The 26,054-nt window shown below is 55.2% G+C and carries 17 protein-coding genes; 9 read left to right on the top strand and 8 right to left on the bottom strand.

The window, feature by feature from the left end:
• Positions 1-23 precede the first annotated feature (23 nt).
• The 5 genes from adhE to H8274_RS08825 form a co-directional block, all read right to left on the bottom strand.
• On the bottom strand, positions 24-3,104 hold the full coding sequence (gene adhE / locus H8274_RS08840) for a bifunctional acetaldehyde-CoA/alcohol dehydrogenase (protein ID WP_244924582.1): 3,081 nt from the start codon (positions 3,102-3,104) through the stop codon (positions 24-26).
• 724 nt (positions 3,105-3,828) lie between these two features.
• Entirely contained in the window at positions 3,829-3,960 is a 132-nt protein-coding gene (locus H8274_RS09890) for a hypothetical protein (RefSeq protein ID WP_276330078.1), read from the bottom strand.
• A 989-nt stretch (positions 3,961-4,949) separates the two neighbouring features.
• Positions 4,950-5,612 carry a response regulator gene (locus H8274_RS08835; protein WP_065415449.1) on the bottom strand — a complete coding sequence of 221 codons (663 nt, stop codon included), beginning with the start codon at positions 5,610-5,612 and terminating at the stop codon, positions 4,950-4,952.
• Between the two features lie 60 nt (positions 5,613-5,672).
• Entirely contained in the window at positions 5,673-6,518 is an 846-nt protein-coding gene (locus H8274_RS08830) for a sensor histidine kinase (protein ID WP_185934336.1), read from the bottom strand.
• Positions 6,519-6,922: 404 nt separating this feature from the next.
• Positions 6,923-8,431, bottom strand: coding sequence for an ROK family protein (locus H8274_RS08825; protein ID WP_185934335.1), 1,509 nt, complete (start codon positions 8,429-8,431; stop codon positions 6,923-6,925).
• A gap of 682 nt (positions 8,432-9,113) precedes the next feature.
• Here H8274_RS08825 and H8274_RS08820 point away from each other — a divergent pair.
• Entirely contained in the window at positions 9,114-10,688 is a 1,575-nt protein-coding gene (locus tag H8274_RS08820; RefSeq protein WP_185934334.1) for a xylulokinase, read from the top strand.
• A gap of 217 nt (positions 10,689-10,905) precedes the next feature.
• Here the strand turns inward: H8274_RS08820 and H8274_RS08815 are convergent, their stop codons facing one another.
• Positions 10,906-11,229, bottom strand: coding sequence for a hypothetical protein (locus H8274_RS08815; protein ID WP_185934333.1), 324 nt, complete (start codon positions 11,227-11,229; stop codon positions 10,906-10,908).
• A gap of 189 nt (positions 11,230-11,418) precedes the next feature.
• Between H8274_RS08815 and H8274_RS08810 the strand changes: the two genes are divergently transcribed.
• Positions 11,419-12,945 carry an alpha-N-arabinofuranosidase gene (locus H8274_RS08810; protein ID WP_185934332.1) on the top strand — a complete coding sequence of 509 codons (1,527 nt, stop codon included), beginning with the start codon at positions 11,419-11,421 and terminating at the stop codon, positions 12,943-12,945.
• A complete protein-coding gene (locus tag H8274_RS08805; protein WP_185934331.1) occupies positions 12,942-14,315 on the top strand; it encodes an MFS transporter in 1,374 nt (457 codons plus the stop codon). Before H8274_RS08810 ends, H8274_RS08805 begins: the two co-directional genes overlap by 4 nt.
• A gap of 284 nt (positions 14,316-14,599) precedes the next feature.
• Here the strand turns inward: H8274_RS08805 and H8274_RS08800 are convergent, their stop codons facing one another.
• Both H8274_RS08800 and H8274_RS08795 read right to left on the bottom strand, forming a co-directional pair.
• Positions 14,600-15,616 carry a LacI family DNA-binding transcriptional regulator gene (locus H8274_RS08800; protein ID WP_049620421.1) on the bottom strand — a complete coding sequence of 339 codons (1,017 nt, stop codon included), beginning with the start codon at positions 15,614-15,616 and terminating at the stop codon, positions 14,600-14,602.
• A gap of 99 nt (positions 15,617-15,715) precedes the next feature.
• The gene (locus H8274_RS08795) at positions 15,716-17,008 is read right to left on the bottom strand and encodes an aldose epimerase family protein (RefSeq protein ID WP_083078720.1); all 1,293 of its coding nucleotides are present in this window, start codon (positions 17,006-17,008) and stop codon (positions 15,716-15,718) included.
• Between the two features lie 572 nt (positions 17,009-17,580).
• On the opposite strand from H8274_RS08795, the gene H8274_RS08790 reads away from it, so the two are divergent.
• The 6 genes from H8274_RS08790 (at position 17,581) to H8274_RS08765 (ending at position 26,054) form a co-directional block, all read left to right on the top strand.
• Positions 17,581-19,287, top strand: coding sequence for an FGGY-family carbohydrate kinase (locus H8274_RS08790; RefSeq protein WP_185934330.1), 1,707 nt, complete (start codon positions 17,581-17,583; stop codon positions 19,285-19,287).
• A gap of 17 nt (positions 19,288-19,304) precedes the next feature.
• Complete coding sequence (locus H8274_RS08785; RefSeq protein WP_065415469.1) at positions 19,305-20,039, top strand: L-ribulose-5-phosphate 4-epimerase; 735 nt, start codon at positions 19,305-19,307, stop codon at positions 20,037-20,039.
• A 178-nt stretch (positions 20,040-20,217) separates the two neighbouring features.
• A complete protein-coding gene (araA, locus tag H8274_RS08780; RefSeq protein WP_049620424.1) occupies positions 20,218-21,726 on the top strand; it encodes an L-arabinose isomerase in 1,509 nt (502 codons plus the stop codon).
• An 894-nt stretch (positions 21,727-22,620) separates the two neighbouring features.
• Positions 22,621-23,508, top strand: coding sequence for a class I SAM-dependent methyltransferase (locus H8274_RS08775; protein WP_185934329.1), 888 nt, complete (start codon positions 22,621-22,623; stop codon positions 23,506-23,508).
• Positions 23,509-23,544: 36 nt separating this feature from the next.
• A protein-coding gene (locus H8274_RS08770; RefSeq protein ID WP_185933549.1) for an IS3 family transposase occupies positions 23,545-24,740 on the top strand; the annotation gives its coding sequence in 2 pieces (ribosomal slippage) (positions 23,545-23,827 and positions 23,827-24,740; 1,197 coding nt in all).
• Between the two features lie 123 nt (positions 24,741-24,863).
• Positions 24,864-26,054, top strand: a complete 1,191-nt coding sequence (locus tag H8274_RS08765; RefSeq protein WP_185934328.1) for an ABC transporter substrate-binding protein — start codon at positions 24,864-24,866, stop codon at positions 26,052-26,054.

Here is a 26,054-nt window from a genome sequence, read left to right as displayed (position 1 = left end):
ACTTGGCATCTGGTATCTACTCTTTATTCGGCTTGCGGGCCGGTGTGTTCGTTTAGCTCGGTGGAGAGGACCACGGGCAGGCCGGAAGGCACATGCTTGTGGTCGCCCGGAGCGCCCACGGCGGCCCCGGCTGCGGCGATGCCGGAAAGGCCGGCGTCGCCGAGTGCGGCAAGCTCAGCCGCATTAGCCGCAACGGCCGGAGTATCACCAGCTGCTGCCCCCGCAGCGCCTTCAGCCTTAGCTTCGGCGGCGGCACCGAGCGTGCCGGGGAGCACCGGATCGGCGCTGGAAATGCCGCGGGCCGCATCGCCGCGTTCCAGATCGATCTGCCAGGCGGAAGGATCCAGATTCTTCTCGCAATACCCGAGCTCACCTTCGTAGGCATCCAAAATCAGCCGCTTCAGATCGGAAACCAGGGGCTGTACCGGGTTAGCGGTGGTGCACTGGTCTTCAAACGCCTGGTAGGCCAGCCCGTCGATCACGCGGTCCAGATGTTCGCGGGTCACCCCGTTCCCGCGCAGGGACATATCTACACCCAAATCTTCGGCCAGGCTGGTGACTTCGCGGATCATTGATTCCACGCCTTCTTCAGTGGTCGAAGCGGGGAAGCCCAGGTAACGGGCGAGCGTAGCTAGATCCTTATCCGCTTGGAAAGACTCATATTTCGGGAACATGGCGTGCTTGTACGGGCGCGTGGCGTTGTAACGCAACACGTGCGGCAAGAAGATCGCATTGGCCCGCCCGTGCGCAATATCGAATTCCGCCCCGCACTTGTGAGAAAGCGAATGCACAATCCCGAGGAACGCGTTAGCGAAAGCCATACCCGCCAGCGCGGAGGCGTTATGCATGCGTTCTTTAGCTTCGACGTCGTTCTCCAACACCGCCGGCCGCAGGTTCTCGAAAATCATTTGGGCGGCACGCAAAGAAAGCCCGCGCGTGTAATCCGAAGCCATTACCGAAATATAGGATTCGATCGCGTGCGTAAGCGCATCCATTCCCGAATCTACGGCGGTGCGGCGCGGCACCGAATCCACAAACTGGGCATCCACAATCGCCACATCCGGGGTGATCGCATAATCAGCCAGCGGGTATTTCATATGCGTTTCCGAATCGGTGATTACCGCGAAAGGTGTGCATTCCGCGCCCGTACCGGAAGTGGTCGGAATCGCCACGAAACGTGCCTTCGCTCCCAGCTTCGGGAACCGGTAGGTACGCTTGCGGATATCCATAAACTTCTGCTTCATCCCAAAGTAGGAAGCTTCCGGTTCCTCATAGAACAGCCACATGACCTTCGCCGCGTCCATCGGCGAACCGCCGCCGAGCGCAATAATGCAATCCGGTTTGAAATCGTGCATCTGCTGGGCACCCTTGAAAACCGTGTTGGAAGTAGGGTTCGGTTCCACATCGGAGAAAATACTCCAAGCCACATTGTTCTTACGTAGCTTCAAATGATGGATCAGAATATCTACATATCCGTGTTCCATCATGCCCGGGTCGGTGACGATAAACACGCGCTCGATCGCTGGCATCTTTTGCAGGTACTGCACGGAGTAGCGTTCGAAATACGTCTTCGGCGGGACTTTAAACCACTGCATATTATTGCGCCTTTCGGCCGAGCTCTTAATATTGATGAGGTCAATGGCGGAAACGTTGTGCGAAACCGAGTTACGGCCATAAGAACCGCACCCGAGCGTGAGCGAAGGAATCAACCCGTTATAGACGTCACCAATCCCACCGATCGCGGAAGGCGAGTTCACGATAATACGGCAAGCATTCATTGCCAGCCCGAACTCGCGTTCTACCAGGCCGTTTTGGGTGTGGATAACTGCGGTATGCCCTAAGCCCCCGAAATTCAGCATGTCTTGCGAACGCCGGAAACCTTCTTCCTTGCCGGAAACTTCCATGAAGCCGAGCACCGGGCACAGCTTTTCCTGCGAGAAGGGATGTTCCGGCCCCACACCTTCAATCGGCACCAGAAGTAGCTTCGTGCCCGCGGGGACTTCCAGCCCGGCTCCGCGCGCAATCTTGAGCGCGTTTTGGCCGGCCAATTCCGCGGCCACGGTGCCTTTCTCCGTGATCATGTAATCCTGCAGCTGCTGGCGTTCGGTAGCGTTGAGCACGTACGAACCCATGCGCACAAATTCGGCAATTACCTTTTCCGCGATTTCGGAATCAATGAAAAGCGCCTGCTCAGAAGCACAAATCATGCCGTTATCGAAAGTTTTCGAAAGCAGCAGATCGTTTACGGTGCGTTCAATGCGCGCGCTCTTTTCGATGTACACCGGTACGTTTCCGGGGCCGACGCCGAGAGCCGGCTTGCCCGTGGAATAGGCCGATTTGACCATGCCCGCCCCACCGGTAGCCAAAGTGAGGGAAACGAGCGGGTGGTTGAGCAAAGCGTGGGTCTTTTCCATCGAAGGTTCTTCGATCCACTGGATGCAATGTTCGGGCGCGCCCGCCGCGCGCGCTGCCGAATACATAATGCGGGCGGCCGCGGCAGAAGACTCCTGGGCGCTGGGGTGGAAAGCGAAGATGATCGGATTGCGCGTCATAATCGAGATGAGCGATTTGAACATGACCGTGGAGGTAGGATTCGTTACCGGGGTGACGCCGGCCACCACGCCCACCGGTTCTGCGATTTGGGTGATCCCGCGCTGGGTATCTTCATGGATCACGCCAACGGTACGGTCGTACTTGATCGAATTCCACACATACTCAGTGGCGAAGAGGTTCTTTACGCATTTATCCTCAAACAGGCCGCGGCCGGTTTCTTCCACTGCCAGGCGAGCCAAGTGCATGTGGTTATCCACACCCGCCAAGGCCATCGCGTGCACGATCTTGTTAATGGCCTGCTGATCGAAAGGCGAGAACTCGTGGAGAGCTTGGTGAGCGCGGCGCGCTAGCTCATCAACAGTTGGAACTGCTGCGGGTGCGGTAGACGTTGCCGCTGGCGTGGCCGGCTGCTTGGCGGGCTGCTTGGTAGCCTGCGCCTGGGCCGCTGCTTGGCCCGTTGCCTGGCCCGTTGCTTGGGCGTGCGCTTCCTGGTGCTCCGAGCCAGCATCGCGGCCGGGCGTATTGTCATGGATGGATGTATGGGTTGCCATGTATCCCCCTGTGTCGTGGTGGTTCACGGGTATCGACCACCGCCTAAACCGGAGATTATCGGAGGTTAAACGGACTGTTTTAGGACGATTTTCGCGCCGTTTTCGCAGGCATAAAAAGTTGCTCTGAACTGGGACTTTTGGGCGTGAACGCGCGGTTTTACTCCCGTATGATTAAGCGGGAATCGCTTATTTTTTGCACAGGTTATTGCCAGGATTATTTGCTGGATGGTTTATCTGCGTCTGGGGCGGATGGATTCGGTCTTTTTAGCCGCCGGTTTTCCAGATGGCTATCTTTAGCGTGTACCTATTTGCGCAGGTCAACTGCGTCAGGTCCGCTCGCTCCACCCGCTACGCGGTGTTCACCTACTTGTGGTCCTTTGCTTTGCAAGCTCCGAGGCCCTGTGTGTTTCGCCAATTCCGTTGGTTCCGATCGCTTTATTCACCTCGCGGTTTGTATATTCTGCGAACTTTCGCTGTTCTTTATTCTGAGAACTTCGCTGTTCTTGCCTGCTCCGCGGTCTTTTTCACAGTGACCATGGTGACTATCTACTTCTGCGTAGAAAATGAGGGAGCCCTGCAATTTTCGTGGCTTACCACTCCTGAGTTTCGTGGGATGCGTGCTGCCTAATATCGGCCTGCTGAATGTTGGCCTGCTGGATATTGGCACCTTGAGAAACTTGGCGGCTGGTCCAGGCCGCCATTGTAGTGGCCCGGCCCGGGAGTATTACTTGATAATGCCTTTTTCGCGGTATTTGCGCTGCGTGTAGCGGTTCCACATAAGCAAGAGGCCGAGGCCAATATACGTAACCGCAAGCTCGCCCGCGAAAATCGCGATGCGAAGGGCAATAGGTTGCACCTCTCCGATGAGGTCCCAAGAACCCCAAATAATGAGGGGCGCGAAAATAATCGTGAGTATCAGCGAGAAACGCTAGATATGTTGTTCAACCCAGTCTTTCATTGATGAGTTCCTTGCGTGTGTGATTTGTGTGGACACAACCAAGATATCTGTCGGTTAGATCGCGTGCCATCGAAAAGCGTGGACCGAGAATATCGACATTCGTCGATGTCTAAATGGGTGAAGGCGTTCTAGAGTTAGGGGAGGAGTGCTGGGAAATAGTTGAAGTGGTGCAGAAGGTGAGTGTCCAATGGCGTATGGAACTTAGTAGCTACTTATTTCCGAAGTGTGCGCGAAACGCCCTGCGCTCATCCTCTGACGTGGTCTTCACAGAGAGAAAGCGTAGACGCAAGTAGCAAAGCTACCGGCGAGGAGTAATGGATCTCCTCGCCGGCGATAGTCAACACGGAATTACGTGCAAATCAGACCCATTTACGCAAGGACTTGATATCGAATAGGACTACAATGAATCCAACGAGCGCTAACACGCCAAGCAAGGGTCCATAAAACTTGAGTACATATATGTATGAAATATCCCGAAGTTTCGCGTAAATCCACGTCAACGAAAAGATAAGAACAACCTCTATGCCAAGTCCCAGGAAAGCTGATTTCCACCTCAACGGCCGTCGTTTACGATCGTGTTTTTCAGTCATGGTTCCTCCCCTCACGTTCGGACGAGCCTACTTACCTGCCGATGCATCGAACCCCGTACCACGCAAGTGAAACGGCTAGGTTGATGCCTCCGCTACGCAAGGCTGCTCGGCCCCCGAATTGTATGAAAGCGTTGGAGTTATAGGTTTTGAAATTTCCAACTGCCCCAATTGGGATATATCCAGGGTAAAGTGCAGGGTTGAGGAAGCTGTATCGACGAATGTTGGTTTTCGGTACCGATTTTGGTGGGTATAGGGAGCAAGACCGGGCGCAAGAGACCCGTCACAGAGTGGGTATTGTTAGGCCACCCCGGATTTTACGGCAGTGATAGCCAGTTCTGTACGACTCTGGCAGCGGGTAATCTCCAGCAGTTCGCTCACGTACGACCGCACTGTAGTCTCTGCTAGGTCGAGTTCGCGAGCTATGTTCTTATTGGGAATACCTTCGAGTAGGAGAGTGAAGATGGGCTCGAGGCGCGAAGGTAGATTTTCTACGGCAGCTACAAAATCGGCGTATTTTTTACGGTTCTCCAATGATCCTTGGTAGGCCTCAGATAGTAGTTGTGTGGGAATTGCGGCCACTACGTTCTTTCCTTGCTTAGCACGTCGAATAGCGTATAAAACCTCTTCGGGATCCGAATCTTTGGTAAGGAATCCGTTTACGCCGGCTTTTAGAGCTCGGTCGAGAGCATCTTCTTCTAGGAAGGCTGTGAGTATCACGATCGGCAACTCTGGATGTAGGGCGCGAACGGCGCGTGCGGTTTCAATTCCATCCATCCCAGGCATGTCCACATCGAGAAGTAACACATCAACCATTTGTGACTGCAGAAGCTCGAGCGCTTGCTTCCCGCTTGCCGCTGCCCACGAAACGCTGATGTCCTCAAGAGTGTTCAAAAATAGAGAGAAACTAATGCGGACGAGCTGGTCGTCATCTACAAGTGCAACCCTAATTTTGCTGCTCATTGCACCTCTCTTCCGACTCTAGTCTTCCGACTCTTGGTTCGTTCGGCTTTAACATACGGCTTACTTGTCACCGGGAATTGTGACGTGTGTGAACCATTGATTTGTTGGAGTGGTTCCCACGGCAAACTCTCCCCCTTGAGATTCCACACGCACCTTCAAGTTTGCTAGCCCGAAGCCACCACCAATATCGGGGGTAGATCCCTCGCTACATATGTCATTACTCATCAGAATCGTGAGTTCGCGGCTAGGCTCATTGAATCCTATGACGAGCCTAGCCTGACTGTTTTCAGGTGAATACTTTAGGACGTTGGATGCGCATTCGCGAACCATGAAGTTTCCCGTCGCAAGCTGCCCGGAACTTAGTAGGCTCTCATCCAAATTAGGCATGGAAACTCGCAAGGTAATGCGCCGCGTGAGAAGCATTCCCTGGATTTGCTCAATAACGGTTGCCATAGGTTCCGTCTGGTCGGGTATGTTCATCGTTGCGATAAGGGCGCGGATGCGGCGCGAAGCATTGCGGGCAATATCTATTTGCACTTGAGATGCTTCTGCAAATTCGGGGTGGCGGATAGCAAAATCGCGAGCCAGCAGAATGATGTGGGCGAGGTCCTTAGCTGTGTTGTCGTGCAATTCCTGGGCAAGGGCGCGGCTCTTTGCAGCGCTCGTTTTCTGCGCTTTCCGAGCCGTATTTTCGGCATAAATCCGACGCTGTTTCTGCCACTTTAACGCCAGACTGAGGGCGAGTACTGTTACGCCTAGGAGCAGGGAGCTAGAAGTTTGTGGTTCGGAATCAGGTGTCTGTAGGAATATCGTTGTTTCGACGGCGAATAGAACGAAAATAGCAGCCACGACCCACGCCCGCATAACCCAGATGGCTATGGCCAGATAGATCGCCAAATCAAGCATTCTCTCCCCACGTAAACTGAGGAAAGGAAGATCGAAATAAAAACTAGCTCAAAGCGCGGTGATTTGGCTGAGAGCGCCAACGATCCGGCGAGTAGCATCGCCAAAATAATCCGTGGTGCCGAAAATGCCGCCATTCCAGCACTTGTGCTGTAAATATCAAAGAAAAGCAAGAACAAAGTTACTATCGCGTGTGCACGTGCGGAGGCAGGCGATGTAGGCTTTGCCAATTTCCCGACCATGTCCACATTGTTGCACGATCGCGCCAAATGTGCATCTAAGGTTTAAATGGATGCGCAAGGCAGAAGTAAGGGCTGCAGTATTGGCGGTGCTGCGGTGCTGCGGTGTTGGCGGCGTTGCGGTCGTTTTTGCGGTCGGTGTTGCTGGAGGTGTTGCAGACGGCGGGGTTAGTCGAAGGAAATGGGGATACCGTATTCGTGCCAGCGTGCGGGGTGGTTGAGAATCTCCGCGAAGCCGGCTAGGCAGCCGCCGCGGGAAGCGGCGAAATCCCCGAAGGCACTGGTTTCGATCTGCACGTCCTCCCAGCGCCGGCCAAGTACACGGTACTCAATTTCGGCCTTCATAATTATTTCAAGCCGGTGGTAAAGGCGCGCGAAATTCCCGCCCAAAACTACCAGGCGCAAATCCAATAGGTTCAAAACGTTGGCGATCGTCGTACCTAAAGCTTGGGCGCAAGCATCGATAGCGGCACGGGCGCCCGGATCGCCCGCATCGAAAAGACGCGACAGCTTCGCCAGGCTCATTTCCTTTCCGCCTTCCGCGCCCGCCGCATAGCCAGCATTCCGCACAATCGAATCAAAACCTGCATACTGTTCCAAACAACCATTGGAACCGCAACGGCATTTCGGGCCGGAACGGTCTACGCACATGTGGCCGATTTCGCCGGCCCAACCGTGGTCGCCAGAAAAGAGCTGACCCTCGAAAAAGATCGCCGCACCCACGCCGACCTCCGCGGAAACGTACAAGAAACTCGAGTAGCCGGCGCGCACGCCGGGGCGGGAAAAGAACACCGAAAAAGCGGCCGCATCTGCCTCATTAATCACCCGGAAATGCCCCGCATCAAACCCCGGAAAATCCAGCAAAACACCTGCGTCTACATTCTGCCAACCCAGGTTTGGTGCGGTAACGATCGTGCGCCTATCCGTATCTACCAGCCCGGGCACGCACAACACCGTGCTTAGCAACTGCCCGGCCGGCAACTTGCTCGCTTCTTCGCCCGCTAGCCGAGAAACCCAGGCCAATACCACCGCCGGATCCGAACCGCGTGAATCAGACCGTTCGAGGCGCGATGTGAGCACATTTCCCGCCAAGTCGAGGGCGTAAATCGCTACGTATTCCAGGTTGATTTCCAAGGCCAGCACGATGTTCTTGCCCGGCTGGGCGGCTAGTGGCGCTGCCGGCCGCCCCACCTGTGGCCGCACCGGCTCCAACTCCTCAATCATGCCTGCCGAAATCAACTCGTCAGTAAGGCGGGAAACCGTTGCCCGCGTGAGCCCGGTACTTTGTGCCAACTTCGCGCGGGAAAGGCCAGTAGCAGTTTCCGGGGCGGGTAAATTGGAGGACCCTGCGGGAGCTTCATCAGGGGTTTCGTTAGTGCCCGCTACGGGGGCGGGTAAATCGGGTGAACCTTCGGGAGTCTCGTGGGGAGTTTCGTGCGGAGACGCTAGGGGAGCCGCGTTGGGAGATTCGTTAGTGCCCGTTACCGGTGCGGAGCTTGCGACGGCCGTTTCATGCAACTCGGAAACGTCTTCCGGTAGTGGCGCGTGAGCCTTTCCGGCCGAAGGCGCAGAAGTAATAGTGGGATCGGCAGTAGCAGAACCGGCCGCGAGGATATTACAAAGAATGAGACGCAAATTGTCTTGACGAATCGACGTCGCATTCTTGCCGGGTTTCATGCTGTGATCCTTTCCAGGCCTCGCACACTGTACATATGTATGACTTCTAGATATGTGACTTCTAGATGAAAAATCCGTCATAGACAGGCTCACCGAGCCGTCAGTATTTCAGCATAAACGAAAAGAACTAAGACCATCCAATTACCTGCCACAATAGGACGTGGCGGCGAACCTTTTGTAGCGGAGAATACTGCGGCGGGCACCTTGGTAACGCTATGGCGGGCACCTTGGTAACGCTATGGCGGGCACCTTGGTAACTGTGGCCAGCCGCGCCCTGATTTCAGCTCCGCATGGCATTGAAAAACGCGGCTCAATTGGTTAGTTTTACTTAAGAACAAAGTCCCGTTGCGGGGGTAGTCTGCCGCGTGTTGGCTTGCCGGTTTGCTGCACTGTTGGGGTGCCGTACTACCCCGGTTGCCAGCTCACCGGCTTGTCAGCTTGCCGGCGGCCGTCCTATCGGTTTGCGCGGTGCGTGCCATGTATTTGCGCGCACCGAGCGAACAGCGCCTAGCAAGTGGTGCCTGCCAAACGGCACCTAGCAAAGGCGCCTAGTGAGCGGCGTCAGGCAAGCGGCGTCAGGCAAGCGGCGTCAGGCAAGCGGCACGTTGTATACAGCACGTTGTAAACAGCGAACAGCGTAGCCGCAGGTGCCCTCGCATGCGGTACGGCCCGAAGGAGCGCCATGCAAGAAGCCAAACATTCCGAACAGTCCCCGCAACTAGTGGCCGGGGTTGATTCTTCCACGCAGTCCACCAAGATTCTGATTGTGGACGCCCGCACGGGTGCCACGGTTCGCGAAGGCCGGGCCGCGCATCCGACCGGTACGGAGGTAGACCCGCAGGCCTGGCTCACCGCTTTCCGCGAGGCCGCTGCCCGGGCGGGCGGTTTGGCCGATATTAGCGGCCTTTCCGTAGCCGGCCAGCAACATGGCATGGTGCTTTTGGACGCCGCGGGCGAAGTAATCCGCCCCGCCCAATTATGGAATGACACGAAGTCAGCGGCCGCTGCGCGCGCTCTTACCGCCGAGCTGGGCGCCGAATTTTGGGCGCAAGCGGTGGGTTCAGTGCCGGTTGCCTCGCTCACGGTAACGAAACTGCGCTGGATTGCCGATAACGAACCAGAAAACGCGGCCCGCATCGCCGCGATCTGCCTCCCGCACGATTGGCTCACCTGGAAACTGCGCGGCACCGCCGATATTCGCGCTCTCACCACAGACCGTTCGGACGCTTCCGGCACAGGTTACATGGATTGTGAAACTAACGAATACCGGTATGACATCCTCGCCCACGCCCTGCGCATTACCGAAGCCCAAGCCCGGCAGCTCGTGTTGCCGCGCATCGCCGCCCCCTACGAATCCGTGGGGCGCGTACACCCACAGTTTTTGGAGGAAACGGGAGAAGCTACGGCGTCGGGAACTGAAGCAGCGGAGGTAACTGAAGCTGCGGCGTCGGGAACTGAGCCGAACTTGCCGGGAACTGCTCAGCCGAAAACTAGTGTGCCGGTGTTGCTGGGCCCGGGGGCTGGCGATAATGCGGGGGCGGCTTTGGGGCTGAATTTGCGGCCCGGGCAGGCATCGATTTCGATCGGAACTTCCGGGGTGGTGGCAGCGATTGCCGAACATCCGGTGCGTGACGCACATTCCGGGGTCACCGGTTTTGCGGACGCGAACGGAGCATGGTTGCCGCTCGCCTGCACGCTCAATGGCGCGCTGATTCAGGATTACTTCTGCGAACTTTTGGGCGTGAGTTTCGAGCGTTTGGGGGAGTTGGCGGCGCAGGCCGCGCCCGGTGCCGGTGGGGTCACGTTGGTTCCCTATTTTGCGGGGGAGCGTACGCCCAATTTGCCGCGCGCTACCGCGAGTTTGCATGGTCTTACCCCAGGTTCGACGACGCCGCACAACTTCGCCCGGGCCGCCTACGAAGGTTTGGCGTGTTTGCTCCGCGGGGCTTTGGAAGCTTTGCGGGATGGCGGTTTGCGTATTGAGCGGGCGATGCTGATTGGCGGGGCCACGCGGTCGGCAGTTTTGGCGCAGATCATGGCGGACGTGTTACAGATTCCTTTGTATATACCCCGCCCGGGTGAATATGTGGCGCGCGGGGCGGCTCGCCAGGCCGCGCTGGTGTGCGGGTTCGACGTGAGCGCTCCCGGCTGGGAACCGGAGATCACGGAAACTATTACGCCCGGCCCGGCAAACCCGGCTTGGCCGCGCTACCAAAAACTCGCCGCCGCTATCGCCCACGCGCAAGCGGAAGACTAGGCGCGATCCCTTCCGCGAAGCCGTATCGCCGGCGCTATGGCCCGCACTCGCGGGCAGGCGGTGGCGAGCAGCAGGCTCTTAAGCGGTTCCAGCCGGTAAACGGGTAGTGCCTGCGTGCTGGTAATGGGTAATTGCATATGGATGCGAGGTAGGGGCCGGTTTAGTCCGAACTAAACCGGCCCCTACCTGTCGGTGTATGTAACCGCGAAGAGCTTGGCTAGCCGTTCAGCGTTTGCCTAGTAGCAAGCCCAGCGCGTTGAGCGGCGGCTTCTTCGATTTCTTCGAGACTCTTGCCGCGAGTTTCAGGAACACGCAAGCGCACGAATGCCACGCCCAGTGCACACACGGTAATGGTTAGTGGCATAAACACGCTATGTTTTAGTTGCCTCGACATAAAACGGTAGAAAACAATCTCAGGCGTGAGACTAGGAATATGCGTGTGCGCCCGCTCGTTTAAAAATTCTGCGCGGCGGGACGATTCGCCCGAAGAATCTTGTAGAAATGCCCCGTTCGTGGGTTGGATGAGAAGCCGTTCGGCCATTTACGAATTCCGGGGCTATCCTCTTTGAACACGTGGAGTAAGAGCGATAGGCAGACTGCGTCGAAGTTATTGGGACTAGACTTCGCCACGAGCGCATGTTATCGGTAACATTACCGCGGATCAAAGATGATCTTCGCAGTAGGTGGGCAGTAGGTTGGCTCGCCTCTTAAATTTCTATGGGAGGCTTCAATGGCGAAACTGCATGTAGATCCTAAATATGTGAACGCTACCATTAACGAGCTAATTTGGGGGTCGTTTACTGAGCACTTAGGCCGATGCATTTATGGAGGGCTTTTCCAGCCCGATCACAAAACTGCGGATGAGAAAGGCCTGCGTCAGGATGTGATTGATGAAATTAACGAACTCGGGATAAGTCTAGTGCGCTATCCAGGCGGGAACTTTGTTTCAAACTACAACTGGAAGGACGGTATTGGACCAAAGGAAGATCGCCCGCGAAGGCTTGAGTTTGCCTGGGCAACCATCGAGCCCAATCAGTTTGGTATTGACGAGTTTATTGACTGGGCTCGAAAGGCAAACGTTGAGCCTATGATCGCCGTGAATCTTGGTACGGGCACCCCCAAGGAAGCGGCGGAACTTGTCGAGTACTGCAACCATCCGGGTGGGACGTACTGGAGCGATCTTCGGCGAAAGAACGGCCATGAGGAGCCATACGGCATCAAGTACTGGTGTCTTGGGAATGAAATGGAGGGAGATTGGCAAGCCGGGCATCTTAGCGCTGAGAACTATGCGGACAAGGCGCTCGAAGCTGCGAAGATGATGAGATGGGTTGACCGAGACATTAAGCTCGTCGCCTGCGGTAGTTCCTACCATGTACTTCCTGAATGTCTGGAGTGGGATAGGATTGTTCTGAATAAGCTTTATTCGCAAATTGACTATCTTTCCACTCATTTTTATGCCTCGCGTGGAGGGAGCGAGGCTTCTGAATTTATCTACGCATGGCACGCTCTAGACGAGCATCTCAGTAATTCCGAGGCTGTTCTCGATTTCGTGAAGGGGAAGCGAGGCGAGACAAAAGACATTCCGGTATGTCTCGACGAATGGAACGTCTGGAACTTCTCTGATCTCAAGATTGATGGACCAGATGATCTGCTTGGTGCTACTGAGTTGGAGGTTACATCAGCGGAAAGGTGGGAGGAAGCCCCGCCTATTCTGCAGGAAAAATACACGCTTCTAGATGCATTGACGTTTGCAGGTTTAGGGATGACCCTGATCAACCATGCAGACCGCGTAGAGATTGCATGTCTAGCCCAGTTGGTAAATGCTATCGCTCCAATTACTACGAGCGAGGAGGGTGGAATCCTACGGCAAGCGATCTGGTATCCGCTCCGTGAGTTTACGCAGCGTGGACGCGGAGAGGTGCTGGATTACAGGCTGGAATGTACGAAAGTTACGGTCAATGAACGGGAAATTCCAACTGTGTATGCAGCAGTAGTGCGAAATCCGGAGACTCGCGAATTGACTATCTTCGTATTGAACGCAAATCTTGACGAATCTGTTCCGCTTGAAATACAAGTAAGTGGGCACGATTTCAAGATTACGGGCGTGCGTAGGCTAGAAGGCGAAAAGCTAAATAGTGTTAATACGTTTGAGAATCCAAACGAAATCTCTATGAAGGAAATGGGCTCTCGCGATCAATCTGGTGTGGATTTGCCGCCGGCGTCCTTCTCGGTTGTAACTGTGGGGGTAGCAGAATGAGTGAGACCAAACCAGGCCCAGAAGCGAAAATATGCGGTTTCAAGGGTGAGATTAAAACTTGGAACCGGATAGCATACGGCGCTGGCGATATGGCTGTCAATATTACCTGGGCCGCGCTGGGAATGTTTATTGTATTCTTCTATACCGATGTAGCTTTCATTCCCGCGACGGCTGTTGGAACTCTGATGCTACTCGGCAGGGTTTTTGATGGCATTACAGATGTAATTGTGGGAGCTCTGGTAGATAAAACCGATACCAGGTGGGGGAAAGCAAGGCCTTGGGTCTTGTTCGGCGCGATCCCGTTTGCAGCGTTTTCCACCTTACTCTTCGCAGTTCCGAATACGTCTGTTTCGGGGAAACTGCTATATGCGTATGTAACTTATCTCCTGATGACTCTTGCATTCACTGCGGTCTGTATTCCATATGGAACCATTAATACACTGATGACGCGTGACATCAACGAAAGAGCAAAATTGAACGTTTACAGAATGTTCATGGCTCAAATCGGGTTCTTGCTAGTAACTACTGTCACTCTGCCGCTGGTGAAGCGGCTGGGAAACGATCAGCGTGCGTGGGTTATTGCGTTTGCTATATTGACGAGTTTATCTGTCATTCTATTCTGGTTCACAGTCGCCGGCACCCGGGAAATCAGAGCGGCTCGAGACGAAGGGCAAGAGAACTTACCCCTTAAAACTAGACTGAAAGCAATGTTCGCTAATAAGTACTGGATTTTAGCGACAGTTTTCTTCCTTGTGTTTAGTGTGGGTTACGCGTTAAATCAATCTGCTTTGGTTTACTACTGTAAGTGGATATTGGGGAATGAACAACTCGTGTCTGTACTCACGTGGGCATTCCTGGTTCCGGTTATGGTTGGATTTCTATTTTTGCCGCAACTTATTCGGCGTTACGGTAAAACGAAGCTGATGATGGTGGGGGTCGTCATTTCATTGATAGGTCTTATCGTGATGGCGGTTGCCCCTGCGAGCTTCACTGTTGCCGTGACCGCTCAGATTCTCAAGGGGTTGGGGCAAGTCCCACTACTGGGGATTGTGTGGGCTCTTTTCCCGGACACGATCGAATACGGAGAATGGAAAACCGGTATTCGATCTGAAGGCTTGCTATACAGCTCGGGAAGTTTTGCGCAGAAGCTTGGTATTGGAATCGGAACCGCCCTGATGAGCTGGATCTTAGGCATGGGCGGATACGATGGGGCGGCTTCTGTACAGACCGATGGTGCTATAAGCGCGATTTTATGGTCGTTTATTTACGTACCGATGATCACGTTTGTCCTACAGGCAGTAATCTTGTACTTCTACGATATTGACAAGAAGCTTCCAACAATTATGAAGGAGTTGAGCGAGAGGCAGTAACGCAATCCTATCCACATTTTCCGACTGTAGAATGGTGAAATGCTTTCGCCATTTAGTGTTTCTCCCGCAAGGAGTAACCAGGCTACGGATTTTAGTAACCACACCCCAACTGCCCGATTACGGTTAGTCGTGGCGCATGGAAACGGGGAATAGGGGAGCTCTTTAGCGAGCTAGGGATCTATGTTTATCAGCCCTGTTCGCATAGAGCTCCCCAAATTCGTCTTCTGCTCCGCAACCCGAGGTGCCATTCGGGGCTACCATTAGCACATCTAGGCGTTGCTGGGTCAGACCTTCTTACGGGCGGTGGACTGCCGTACTACAAGATTTGCAGGGATCGGTGTGACATCTGGGTCCTTTCCTTCTAACAAAGCGAGGGTGGCTTCGAGGACGCGATGACCGAGCTCCGTGAAGTCTTGAGTAATAGTGGTGAGGGCCGGGCTGTAGAATTCAGATTCAGGCACATTATCGAAACCGATCACGGAAATGTCCCCAGGCACATCAATGCCAGTGGCTAGAAAAGCCGCTAGTAGCCCGAGTGCCATTTGGTCATTAGCGGAAAAAACAGCGGTAGGACGGTCTTCCGGAGCGAGCGAAGAAATCCAAACGCCAGTATCATAACCGGCGCGGGGACTCCAGTCACCTTCGATAATGCGCGGAGTAATGCTAGCAGTTTCGCATTCCGCAATTGCGGCTTTTCTGCGCCACTGTGCGTCGGTCCAGTTATGCGGTCCGGCCAAAAGGAGAATATCAGTATGGCCCAGCTGAATGAGGTGGCGGATGGCTGTGCGGGCTCCGCTACCTTGGTCTACCGAAACACTTGGCAGATTAGGTACGGAATCCACGGGTGGCCCAACCATAATGATCGGCGTATCGGTGTCGAGATGACCGGCGTAGCGCGATAACGATTCGCGGGCGCCGATCACGATAATGGCCGCGACCGCTCCGTTCAAAAGATCGTCAATGGAAGCGGCAAATTCTTCCTCTGCGGCTTCTCGAATCGACGCGATGAGAACCGCATATCCGTGAGATCTAGCTACTTCCGAAATAGTCGCGAGCGTGCGAGAAGGTCCATACAAGAAAGAACCAACGGCAATAACGCCGATCGTTCTAGACTGCGCCGTAACTAAAGCTCGGGCAGCCAGATTAGGGCGGTAGCCAAGTTGTTCAATGGCAGCCTCGACCTTTTGTCGGGTGGTTGGGCGCACACCTTCAAAACCATTGATAACTCGGGAAACTGTCTGATGGGAGACTCCGGCAACCTTAGCAACTTCGGCCATGGAAGGCCGCCGGTGTTTCCGCATTTGTGTCTCCTACTGGATCTAGCCCTCAAGTTCCTGCTCCAGAAACCAAAGGAAATATTTGTTATGGAAGTACAGCATCTGGATAGTAGCTACATGTAACTACCCTTTGAAACTTACGATATTCCAGGTAGCTGTATGCCGTGAACCGGGCCCGAGCTGTACGAGTCCAATTTTACTATTGAACGCATTTGCCGGGCATGTCATTGCCTCAATAGCAATTCCGGTCCGATCGGGGAAGCCTGGCTTGCCAAGATCCGCCGTAAAAACTTGCACCCATGGTAATGCACTGACATCCCAGGACACCTGACAACCCTGACCATGTGGGTCTATGATGCGGGCGCTTGCGATGGCCGGTGCGTTCCGATCAGGGGTACCGGGCTTAGCTTTTGAACTATTTTCGAGTGCAGCTGCGGCCGTTTCCGAGCCGTTGGCAAACAGAGCGGTAAAGGCGTGGTCGATCTTGGAACCTCCTAGGGCTTTGCCAGCACGGAAATCAAAGGCTCCGCCAGCAAAACTTGCCACATCATGCAGAGCCCGTGGCAAAAGCCGGTCCGGGGTAGTTTCTAGAACCTGGCTGGCTGGAAGTTCCAACTTCCAATCGTCTACCGTCCCCGTACCGCCGCGCACGTACGGATGTGTAGCAATTCCATAAGGAACAGCCTTGGTCCCAATATTGGTGGCCGTAACTTGCCACGTAAGGCCGGAAGTCGCATCGAGTGTGAAAGTTGCTAGTAGCTCCAAAGCGGAAGGATAAGCCTCTTGCGCGGAGACCACTGCCCGCCAGACCATATGGCTTTTCGCCGGATTCGCAACCGCGCTGTTAGTTGGGGTACCAGTAGGAGAGGTGTCAGCAGGCGTTGCCGTAGCACCGCGATCGCCGCCCGGTTCTACGAATCCACGTAGCTCATAGTTACCACTAATCTCCATGAGTTCCCAGTTCAGCCAGCAAGCTAGGCCGTGGCTGGCATTATTGCGTTCTGGTTCGTTGATTGCCGCCTGGTAGTGCTGGCCGGCAAATTCGTAGCGGCCGGCATCGATACGGTTTGGCCACGGGGCCAAGATGGCGCCATGAAAAGCGGGCGGCACTAAATCAAGCGGCACGGGCACAATCAAATCCCGTTCCCCATAGCAAAGCTCGCGCAAAGTGGCGCCTACGCTCCCAACCGTGGTTTTATACTCCCCAGCAAAAATCGTGGCCGCACTCCCGCCGGCAGGTATACCAACCGAGGCTTGCCGCATAGGGCCGGCAACGGCCGGCGAAATGAAACCGGCTGAATCGTGCGCTGTACGCTCCGTAGTGGCCGAATTACCAGCGTCCACAACAGCTGGATTGCCTCCTCCGGACGCGGAATTACGAGAACCGGCGTGCGGCGTCGGACCTTGAATGTGCATGGAGCCTCCTGGCGCTGATTTGGGCACAAACGTGCCTTCATTCTTTCACGCGAAGCACCACGAGTGCGTAGCAAGACCAAGCCACGGCGCTCCGCAAACTCTGCCTCCACCGTGCACCGGTTCAGTAAAGACCGGTGGTGAAGGCGCCGGTGCGGCAGGGGATAAAAGCGACCTCACAGGTAAACGCTAAGGCAAGTTTGCGGTAGTTCACAAGGCGCCTTTCACGAAGATTTCCGCGCCGTAAAGCCGGTTTTCGTGGTGCTCAAAATCTATTTTAGTGTTAGCGCTGCGCAAATCGGACGGAAATGAGCGCTTGCATTTTTCTAGATCCTGGTGCATCATCGGTTAAAACCGAAGTGTGAGCGCTAACAAACAGGCGGGTGTGCGGGATTAAAAATCCTGCATAGTGCCCCGTCAGCCGCGATTTCTAATCGAATCGCTGGTAAGCGCAGTTTCACGTGGCCTGCCGCCAGGCAATAACCACGCCAAGAGGGGTGTATGCGCAACGGTCTATTGCGCCGGCCCTGGATTTTAGAACGCGGGAACTCGAAGGGGAGTTTCAGGGAGTTTCAATGGTGAAAGAAATACAAAGGCCTGGCCCGGCCGCAGAAATTAGCGCCGGGCAAGCCTCGCTGGGAATCGAATTTGGTTCCACCCGAATTAAAGCCTGCATTGTAAGCCAAAGTGGCACGCCGCTGGCTACCGGTGCCCATGAATGGGAAAACGAAATAGTTGACGGGCACTGGAGTTACCCGTTAGCCAGCGTACAAACCGGTATGCAAGCTGCATATGCGGATCTATTGGCCAGTTGTGAGGAACGTTATGGGGTGGCCCCGCGAAGTTTTGCCGGGATCGGTGTTTCGGCGATGATGCACGGCTATCTTGCTTTCGACGCTGCCGGCGAACTGCTGGTGCCTTTCCGTACTTGGCGCGATACAACGACGGCGCAGGCCGCGGCAGCGCTGACCGAAAGATTCGGGGTGAATATCCCGATGCGGTGGTCGGTGGCACATCTCTATCAAGCAATGTTGGACGGTGAAGAACACGTTTCCCGCATTGACTTCCTAACCACATTGGCCGGTTACGTGCACTGGCAACTCACGGGCCGCAAGGTACTCGGGGTGGGAGACGCTTCCGGAATGTTTCCGATCGCGGCAAACGGCGCCGGCTACGATCCAAAGCTATTAGCAAGCTTCCAGGAGCTGATAACAGACCTTGCTGGTAGCGCGCCGGTAACAGTGCCACGCAAGCCCCTGGGCGAGTTACTTCCGCAAGTTCTGTTGGCTGGGGAGGAAGCCGGCCGGCTTACTGCCTCAGGAGCTGCCTTCCTGGATCCGAGTGGCACTTTGGAACCGGGGGTGTTATGTGCACCGCCGGAAGGCGATGCGGGTACCGGGATGGTGGTAACAAATGCGGTACGGCCACGTACTGGCAATGTTTCGGTGGGCACTTCGATTTTCCTCATGGCCGTACTGGAACGTCCCTTGCGTCAGGTTCACCGCGAAATCGACCCGGTCACCACGCCTACTGGAGAACCGGTAGCAATGGTGCATTGTAATAACGGTGCCGATGAGCTGGCAATGTGGATGGATCTTTTCCGAGAAGTAGGTGAGGCCCTCGGTGGAGAGATAGCAGATCCTGACGCCGTCTACCGGCGTATCTTGCCACTCGCGTTGGAGGGCGAACCTGATGGGGGCGGGTTGCTTGCCTTCAACAATATCTCGGGCGAGCCAGTAACTGGTTTGGAATCGGGCCGCCCGGGTGTACTCCGCGCTCCCGGATGCGTGTTTACCTTACCGAATTTCATGCGCTCGCAAGTGTTTTCGACTTTTGCCGCACTGGCGCTGGGTTTAGAAGTGTTGGCTACGGAAGACGTGGAGTTAGATGTGCTTTCCGCCCATGGCGGGGTATTTAGAACGCCCGGAGTAGCGCAAAGGCTTCTCGCGGCCGCGGCCGATACTCCGATCACGGTTGCTGAAGGTGCCGCCGAAGGCGGGGCCTGGGGTATGGCCATTTTGGCTGCCTTTGCCGCCCGGGAAAATGCGACAGTGCGGGGCAGTACCTCTGCGCTTGGTGCAGATCCAGGGCAGAGCGATGCCGGCCAACGTTTGCAAGAGTTCCTTTCTGGGACGGTATTTGCGGCCTCTTCGGCCACGACGATTACTCCCTCTGCCACTGATCGGGAAGGTTTCGCGCAGTTTTTGGAGACCTATCGGCAGGCTTTGCCGGTGCAAGAAACCGCGGTTAACGCAATCGCGGAACGGGTAATAGCAGCCTAGATGTGGAGGAATTGAATATGAGCGCGAAGGCGCAAGGGTATACCGCGAGCAAAAGCCTTACCGCATTTTCGCCCGCGGTACAAGAAAAAGTTGCAGTGGCCCGCCAGCAGGTGGCAGAACTTCACGGGGAACTTACTCGATACGACCTAGTGGTGTGGACGGCAGGGAATGTTTCGCAGCGGGTCGTCGTCGGGAGCGAACCGAGCTCCGCGGATTTACTGGTAATTAAACCTTCCGGGGTGCGGTATCACGAACTTGCGGCAAGCAATATGGTGGTGTGCGATTTATATGGGCAGTTGGTGGATGGCCAATACGCACCCTCGTCGGACACCGCGGCGCACGCGTACGTATACCGGCATATGCCGGAAGTAGGCGGGGTCGTACACACGCACTCCACTTATGCCACGGCGTGGGCGGCGCGCGGGGAGGAGATTCCCTGTGTGCTCACCATGATGGCTGATGAGTTTGGTGGGTCCATTCCGGTGGGGCCGTTTGCGGTGATTGGTGACGATTCGATTGGGCGGGGAATTGTGCAGACGTTACGCGATTCGCGTTCGCCGGCGGTGCTGATGCAAAACCACGGACCGTTTACCATTGGCGCGGATGCGACGGCGGCGGTGAAAGCGGCGGCCATGGTGGAAGAAGTGGCACGCACTGTGCATATAGCCCGCCAAGGTGGGGAACTGATCCCGATCGACTCCGAAAAAATTACACAACTCTATAACCGATACCAAAATGTCTACGGGCAATAGTAGGGAGACGGTAGCTATGCGGGTAGCTGTGCAGTGCGAGGCTACCTGCCATCTTTACCCGGACAAAACTTCCAAGGGAAAACCTGCTGGTATGCAGGGTGTACACGCAACTAACTCTGTAGCAAATCCTAAAACCTACCCAAACCAGCACCGAAACTAACAACAAAAGGAGCGAAAAATGCGCAACCCATTTGCGGAGAAGGAAATTTGGTTCCTCACCGGATCCCAGTTTCTTTACGGACCGGAAACCTTAGAAGAAGTGGCGGCGCAATCGCAGACGATCGCCCGCACCTTAGACGAATCTTCACACACCCCGATCCGTATAGTGTGGAAGCCGGTACTTACTACTTCCGAGGCGATTTTGCGGACCATGCTAGAAGCTGGCACGAATGAGAAAGTGGTGGGCGTGATTGCATGGATGCATACATTCAGCCCAGCGAAGATGTGGATCCGCGGCTTGGAATCTTTGCGTAAACCGCTATTGCATCTGCATACCCAGATTGATGAAAAGATGCCCTGGGAACGCATGGATATGGACTTCATGAACCTCAACCAAGCAGCGCATGGAGACCGAGAATTTGCATATATCTTGACCCGCATGGGCGTGCGACGCAGCACTGTAGTGGGTCACTACACGCATGAAAAAGTGCAGCGCGAAGTGGGCGTGTGGATGCGCGCCGCAGCCGGTTGGGATGCAGCCCAGAACATGAATCTGGTACGTTTTGGCGACAATATGCGTAATGTTGCCGTGACGGAAGGTGATAAAACCGAGGCCGAAATTCGCTTGGGTGTTTCCGTTAATACTTGGGGTGTAAATGACCTGGTTGAGGCCGTGAGCAGGGTGGACGACGCCGCAGCGGAAGCGCTGTGTGCCGAGTACGAAGAACTGTACGAGGTGCAACCGGAATTGCGGCGCGGTGGGGAACGGCATGATTCCCTGGTTTACGGTGCCAAACTCGAGATCGCAATGCGTGGCTTCTTGGAAGCTCACGATGCCGGTGCCTTCACGGATACTTTCGAAGATCTCGGCGCCTTACGCCAGCTTCCGGGGTTGGCAGTGCAAAGGCTCATGGCCGATGGGTATGGCTTTGGGGCGGAAGGTGATTGGAAGACGGCTGTACTGATCCGCATTGCCAAGATTATGGGTTACGGTCTGCCCGGTGGAGCTTCCTTGATGGAAGACTATTCCTACAATTTGGTGCCCGGGGAAGAAAAGATCCTCGGCGCGCACATGCTGGAAGTATGCCCGACCATTACGCAGGAAAAGCCGCGCCTGGAGATCCACGAGCTCGGAATCGGCGATCGGGAAGATCCGGTGCGTCTGGTGTTTACCGCCACTCCAGCTGAAGGCGTGGTAGTGGCGATGAGCGATATGCGGGACCGTTTCCGGTTGGTTGCAAACAAAGTACAAGTGGTGGATCCGGATGAGCCGCTTCCGAATCTGCCCGTGGCACGGGCCGTGTGGCGCCCGCTTCCCAATTTTGAAACCTCGGTGAAGTGCTGGCTTTCCTCCGGCGCCGCCCACCACACGGTGCTCACCACCCAAGTGGGTATTGAAGCCTGGCGAGCCTTCGCAAATATTGCGGGGATCGAACTAGCAGAGATTGATGAAAACACCGAAGTGAAGCAATACCAGGATGCTCTGCGGTGGAACCAGGTGTACTACCGGATTGAACAGGGGTTTTAGCCGATTGGTGAGCGCGGCTGCCCGCGCCGCTAGTAGGTTGTAAATACAACGCAACCGGCCAGTTTCGCTGTCATTGGAAACAATGACGCCGAAACTGGCCGGTTTGCTGTGGTTGGTAAGCCAATTTGTTTTGCTACCTCAAGGGGCCCTGCGCGCTAACCCGCGTGCCCGGTTTTGTGATTTGTTGCGTTTCCACAACCTCGTTCAATCAGTCAATTGATTCGCGTAGTCTTTTCGGGTACGCTCGAGCCATAACGGTCAGAGTTCTTAGATTCTGCGTGTCCCGAAGGTCTGCGTGCGCGGTTGCGAGGTCGGATTGTAGGCGCGGTTTGCAGTCGCGTTTGGGGAAACATGACTTGTGGGTCCGTTTGTGCAGTCATGTTTTTCCGTGCGGGGTTTGCAAGCCTGCCGAGCCGGGTTTGCGAACCAGGGTCGCCTGCTTGGTTTGTGCACTCAGCTTGCGAGCGCTATTCGCAAGCGTGCCACGCGGTAGATTTTCGAGAGTCTGGGAACTCGCGTTGCGTTAGAGCACTCCGGGTATTGGCACCGGGCACGGGGATCCGGCGCCAATACCCGGTATGCAAAAGCTGGATTGTAACCATACAAAACAGATAACCGCGGCCGGGGCTCCAAAACACGTGGGGCCCCTCGCCAGCTTTCTGCCTTCCAGCAACTCGTACCGCTTTTCGCACCACTTTCTAGTCCACGATCGCCCCACTTACCAGTAGAAAATTTCGTACCACTTTCCAGTCCACGATCGACGACGAGGATTCCATGCACAATGATTCCCGCGCGGCTTCGCCGCAGAATTCGCCGCACACTTTTTCACCAAGCTCATTTTCACCAAGCTCGCCCCCGCCCACCACACCATGGGACGGTTTGGCAGGGTCTTTCTTGGCACGCCTGGAAGCCCGCGAACGCGACCATTTACTCGAATCGCTGGCAAACCTGCAAATTATTCAAGGCGGGGAAAGCGTGCTCGATATTTGTTGCGGCCCCGGCTGGCATCTCAAACAGCTCGCCGGCGGTAAAAACTCCACGCGCAACGAACGTTTCCCGCAGGAGCCGATTTCTCGCGGGGTGGGGATAGATTCCTCCGCGCAAATGATTGCCCTCGCTCGCCGTGACTGCCCGCCCAACCTCGAGTTCATTCACCAAGATTGGGCCGCGCCCCAGGTTTCGAACGCCGATGCAGATTCTCAAAGTGAGGATGCCGGGGCGGAAAGTGTAGGTGCGGGAGTACGAAGTGAAGGTGCGGGGGTGCTAAGCGGAGGGGAACTGGGCGCGAGGAAGTTCGACGTCGTAATCGCTAACCGGTGCCCAGCCATCCAAAGTAGTGACGACGCCGTTCGCATGGAAGCGCTCTCCACCCGCTGGTGCGTGTACGCCACGCCCATATACAAGCATGTGGATATCTTGGAAACGATATTGGAACACCTGCCCACCCCGGTTCCACAAGATACCTCCGCGGGGCAGGCACGATTCGCCCAGGTAGTGGGCGATCTCTTGGCGCGCGGCCGGCGCCCCCAACTGACTTACTGGCACGATGTTTCCACGCGCCACCACACGCGGGACGAAATCAAACGCGAACTGGCCATGCACGCCAAACAGTACGGCCCGGGCTTTAATGCCGCGATCGATGCCGCATTTAGCCCTACCGAAACCGTAGAAATTCACCAAGAAATGCGCTTCGCACTCGCGGCCTGGCGGGTTGATGGCAAAGCAGCCACCGCGCACCTAATGGAGGAAGGACCTGACCCCCTGTTGGTGGACATAGGCTAGCCCCGGCGTTCAGCCGGAGAAAGGTAGTCTTCTACCATGTCCCGTAAAACATATTCCGCGCAGTTCAAGAAAGACGCGGTAGCCGCGTACGAGTCCAGCGAGGCTTCAATGGCGCAGGTTGCTTCTGATCTGGGAATTAATCGTAATTCGCTGCAAAACTGGGTAAACCAGTTTGGCACCGGGGTGCGGGCCAGGCGGCGCAAAGAAGCAGAGGCGGCGCGGGTCTTATCTGAAGCAGAGAGAATCCGACAACTCGAAAAGGAAAACGCGCTTTTGAAAGAAGAACGCGATATTTTGCGCAAGGCGGCGCAGTATTTCGCGAAGGAGATGGGCTTGTGATCCGCTTCAAGTTCATCGAGGACCACCGTACTGAGTTCTCAGTCAAGCGGATGTGTACCGTACTGAAAGTAAGGCGTTCTTCCTATTACAAGTGGGCCGCAAATGCGGCCCGGCGCGAGCAACAGGTATACGCTGACGGGCTGCTAGGGGAGCGAATTCGGATCGCTTTCGAGGCGGAAGGTGGCTTGTATGGTGCTAAACGTATAGCCGCGTTGCTTACTGCGCAGACCCCGGACCAGCCGGTAAATCACAAACGCGTAGCACGGGTGATGAAAGCTCTCGGGTTGGCAGGTTTTACGAAAAAACGTCGTGTTCGCACTACTGTCAGTGATCCACATAAGCGGGTCTTTGATGATCTTCTCGAGCGTGATTTCACCGCGGCCAGGCCTAACGACAAGCTTGTCGGGGACATTACATATCTTCCCCTTGCCGGGCAAAAGAATATGTATCTGGCTACTGTGATTGACTGTTTCTCCCGGAAACTGGTCGGTTTTGCGATTGCAGATCACATGCGTGTTGAACTCGCCCGAGAGGCATTACTGATGGCCGCAGACCAGCGAGGATCCTTGCGTGGAACGATTTTCCATTCTGATCACGGCAGTGTATACACCTCCTCTGTATTTCAAGAAACATGCCGGCAGTTGGGAGTACAACAATCCATGGGAGCTGTAGGCAGTAGTGCCGATAACGCGCTGGCAGAGTCATTTAATGCAACGCTCAAACGAGAAGTTCTCAAAAATGCGAAGGTTTTCCCCAACATGCTCTCCTGCCGCCGGCAGGTCTTTGCGTGGTGTACTCGGTATAACACGAAACGATTGCACACCTGGTGCAATTACCAGGCCCCAGACACCTTCGAAAAACACGCGTCAGCTACACTTGACCTTGCAGCATAAACACCACCCCCATGTCCACTTTCCGGGGGTCGGGCCCGAATAAAAGACGCACGTAACGAGGCGCACCTAATGGAGGAATAAAAGACGCACGTAACGAGGCGCACCTAACGGAGGACTAAAGAAATGAAACGAAAAACCTGGAATGGTCTACTTGCACTGTTGTGCGGGCTGGCGCTCGCACTAACCGGCTGTGGACAATCCGCAAACGATACCGGAAGCCCAGCTACAAATGGCGCAGAATCCGCGCAAACAAGCGATTCGCAAACCGCGGAGAGGGGTACGCGCACCGTCGTCGACAATGTGGGACGCACGGTGGAAGTGCCCACAAAAGCTGAAAATATAGTTGCGGTTGGTTCCATGGGGCCGCGCATGATCTCCTACATGAAACTTGTGGATAACTTAGTAGGGTCCGAAGACTGCGATCAGGAAGGAGCCAAAGCGCTTCGCGACTATTCCGTGGTCTACCACGAAAAATTGGGCGCCCTACCGTCAGTTGGCAAGGGCGGCGGCAGCGGAGTGAATAATGCTTACGCCGAACCAATTATTGAGCTACAACCGGATGTTATTTTTGCGGGTTTCGATAAGGAAGCCGCTGACGAATTGCAAAGGCAAACCGGTATCCCGGTAGTGAGTATCCGCTACAAGACGGTCGGATTCTTTGAAGATACTGCATTTGAAGATTCCTTGCGCCTAATCGGGGAGATCACGGATCGTGAAGAACGGGCGGAAGAAATTGCCGATTATATTGCGGAAATCAAAACAGACCTTGCCGGCCGCGTGAAAGATGTGCCGGAAGAAAAGAAAAAGCGGGCCTATACGGGTGCCGTAACCTGGAGCGGCCAACACGGGTTTGCCTACACCTATCTTGATTTCCCGCCCTTCAATGCCGTCCAAGCAAATAATGTGGCCGATGTACTCAAGGAACAAGAAGAGTACAAGCAGGGCGCGATAGGCGTGGAACTCGATTGGGAGCAAATCCCAGAATGGGATCCGGAAGTTATTTTCCTCGACCCAGGCAGTATGCACCTGGTGAACGAAGAATACAACGCGCGCCCAGAGTACTTTGATTCCTTGCGAGCCGTACAAAACGACGAGGTTTACACCATGCCGTCCAGTAACCACATGGGGCCAAATGTTACCTACCACCTGATTAATGCTTATCATGCGGGCAAGGTGCTTTACCCCGAACAGTTCGCGGACGTAGAGCTAGCCGAAAAGGCCGGCGAAATTATGGAGAAAATGCTCGGCCAAGATTTCTTCACCGAAATGCAAGAAGCCGGGCTTACCTACGGCAAACTGAAGATCGGTGCATAA

Source organism: Actinobaculum suis (genome assembly GCF_900618115.1).
Lineage (GTDB): Bacteria > Actinomycetota > Actinomycetes > Actinomycetales > Actinomycetaceae > Actinobaculum > Actinobaculum suis.
Note: the sequence above shows the minus strand (reverse complement) of the source record. Positions and strands in the feature narration are given on the sequence as shown.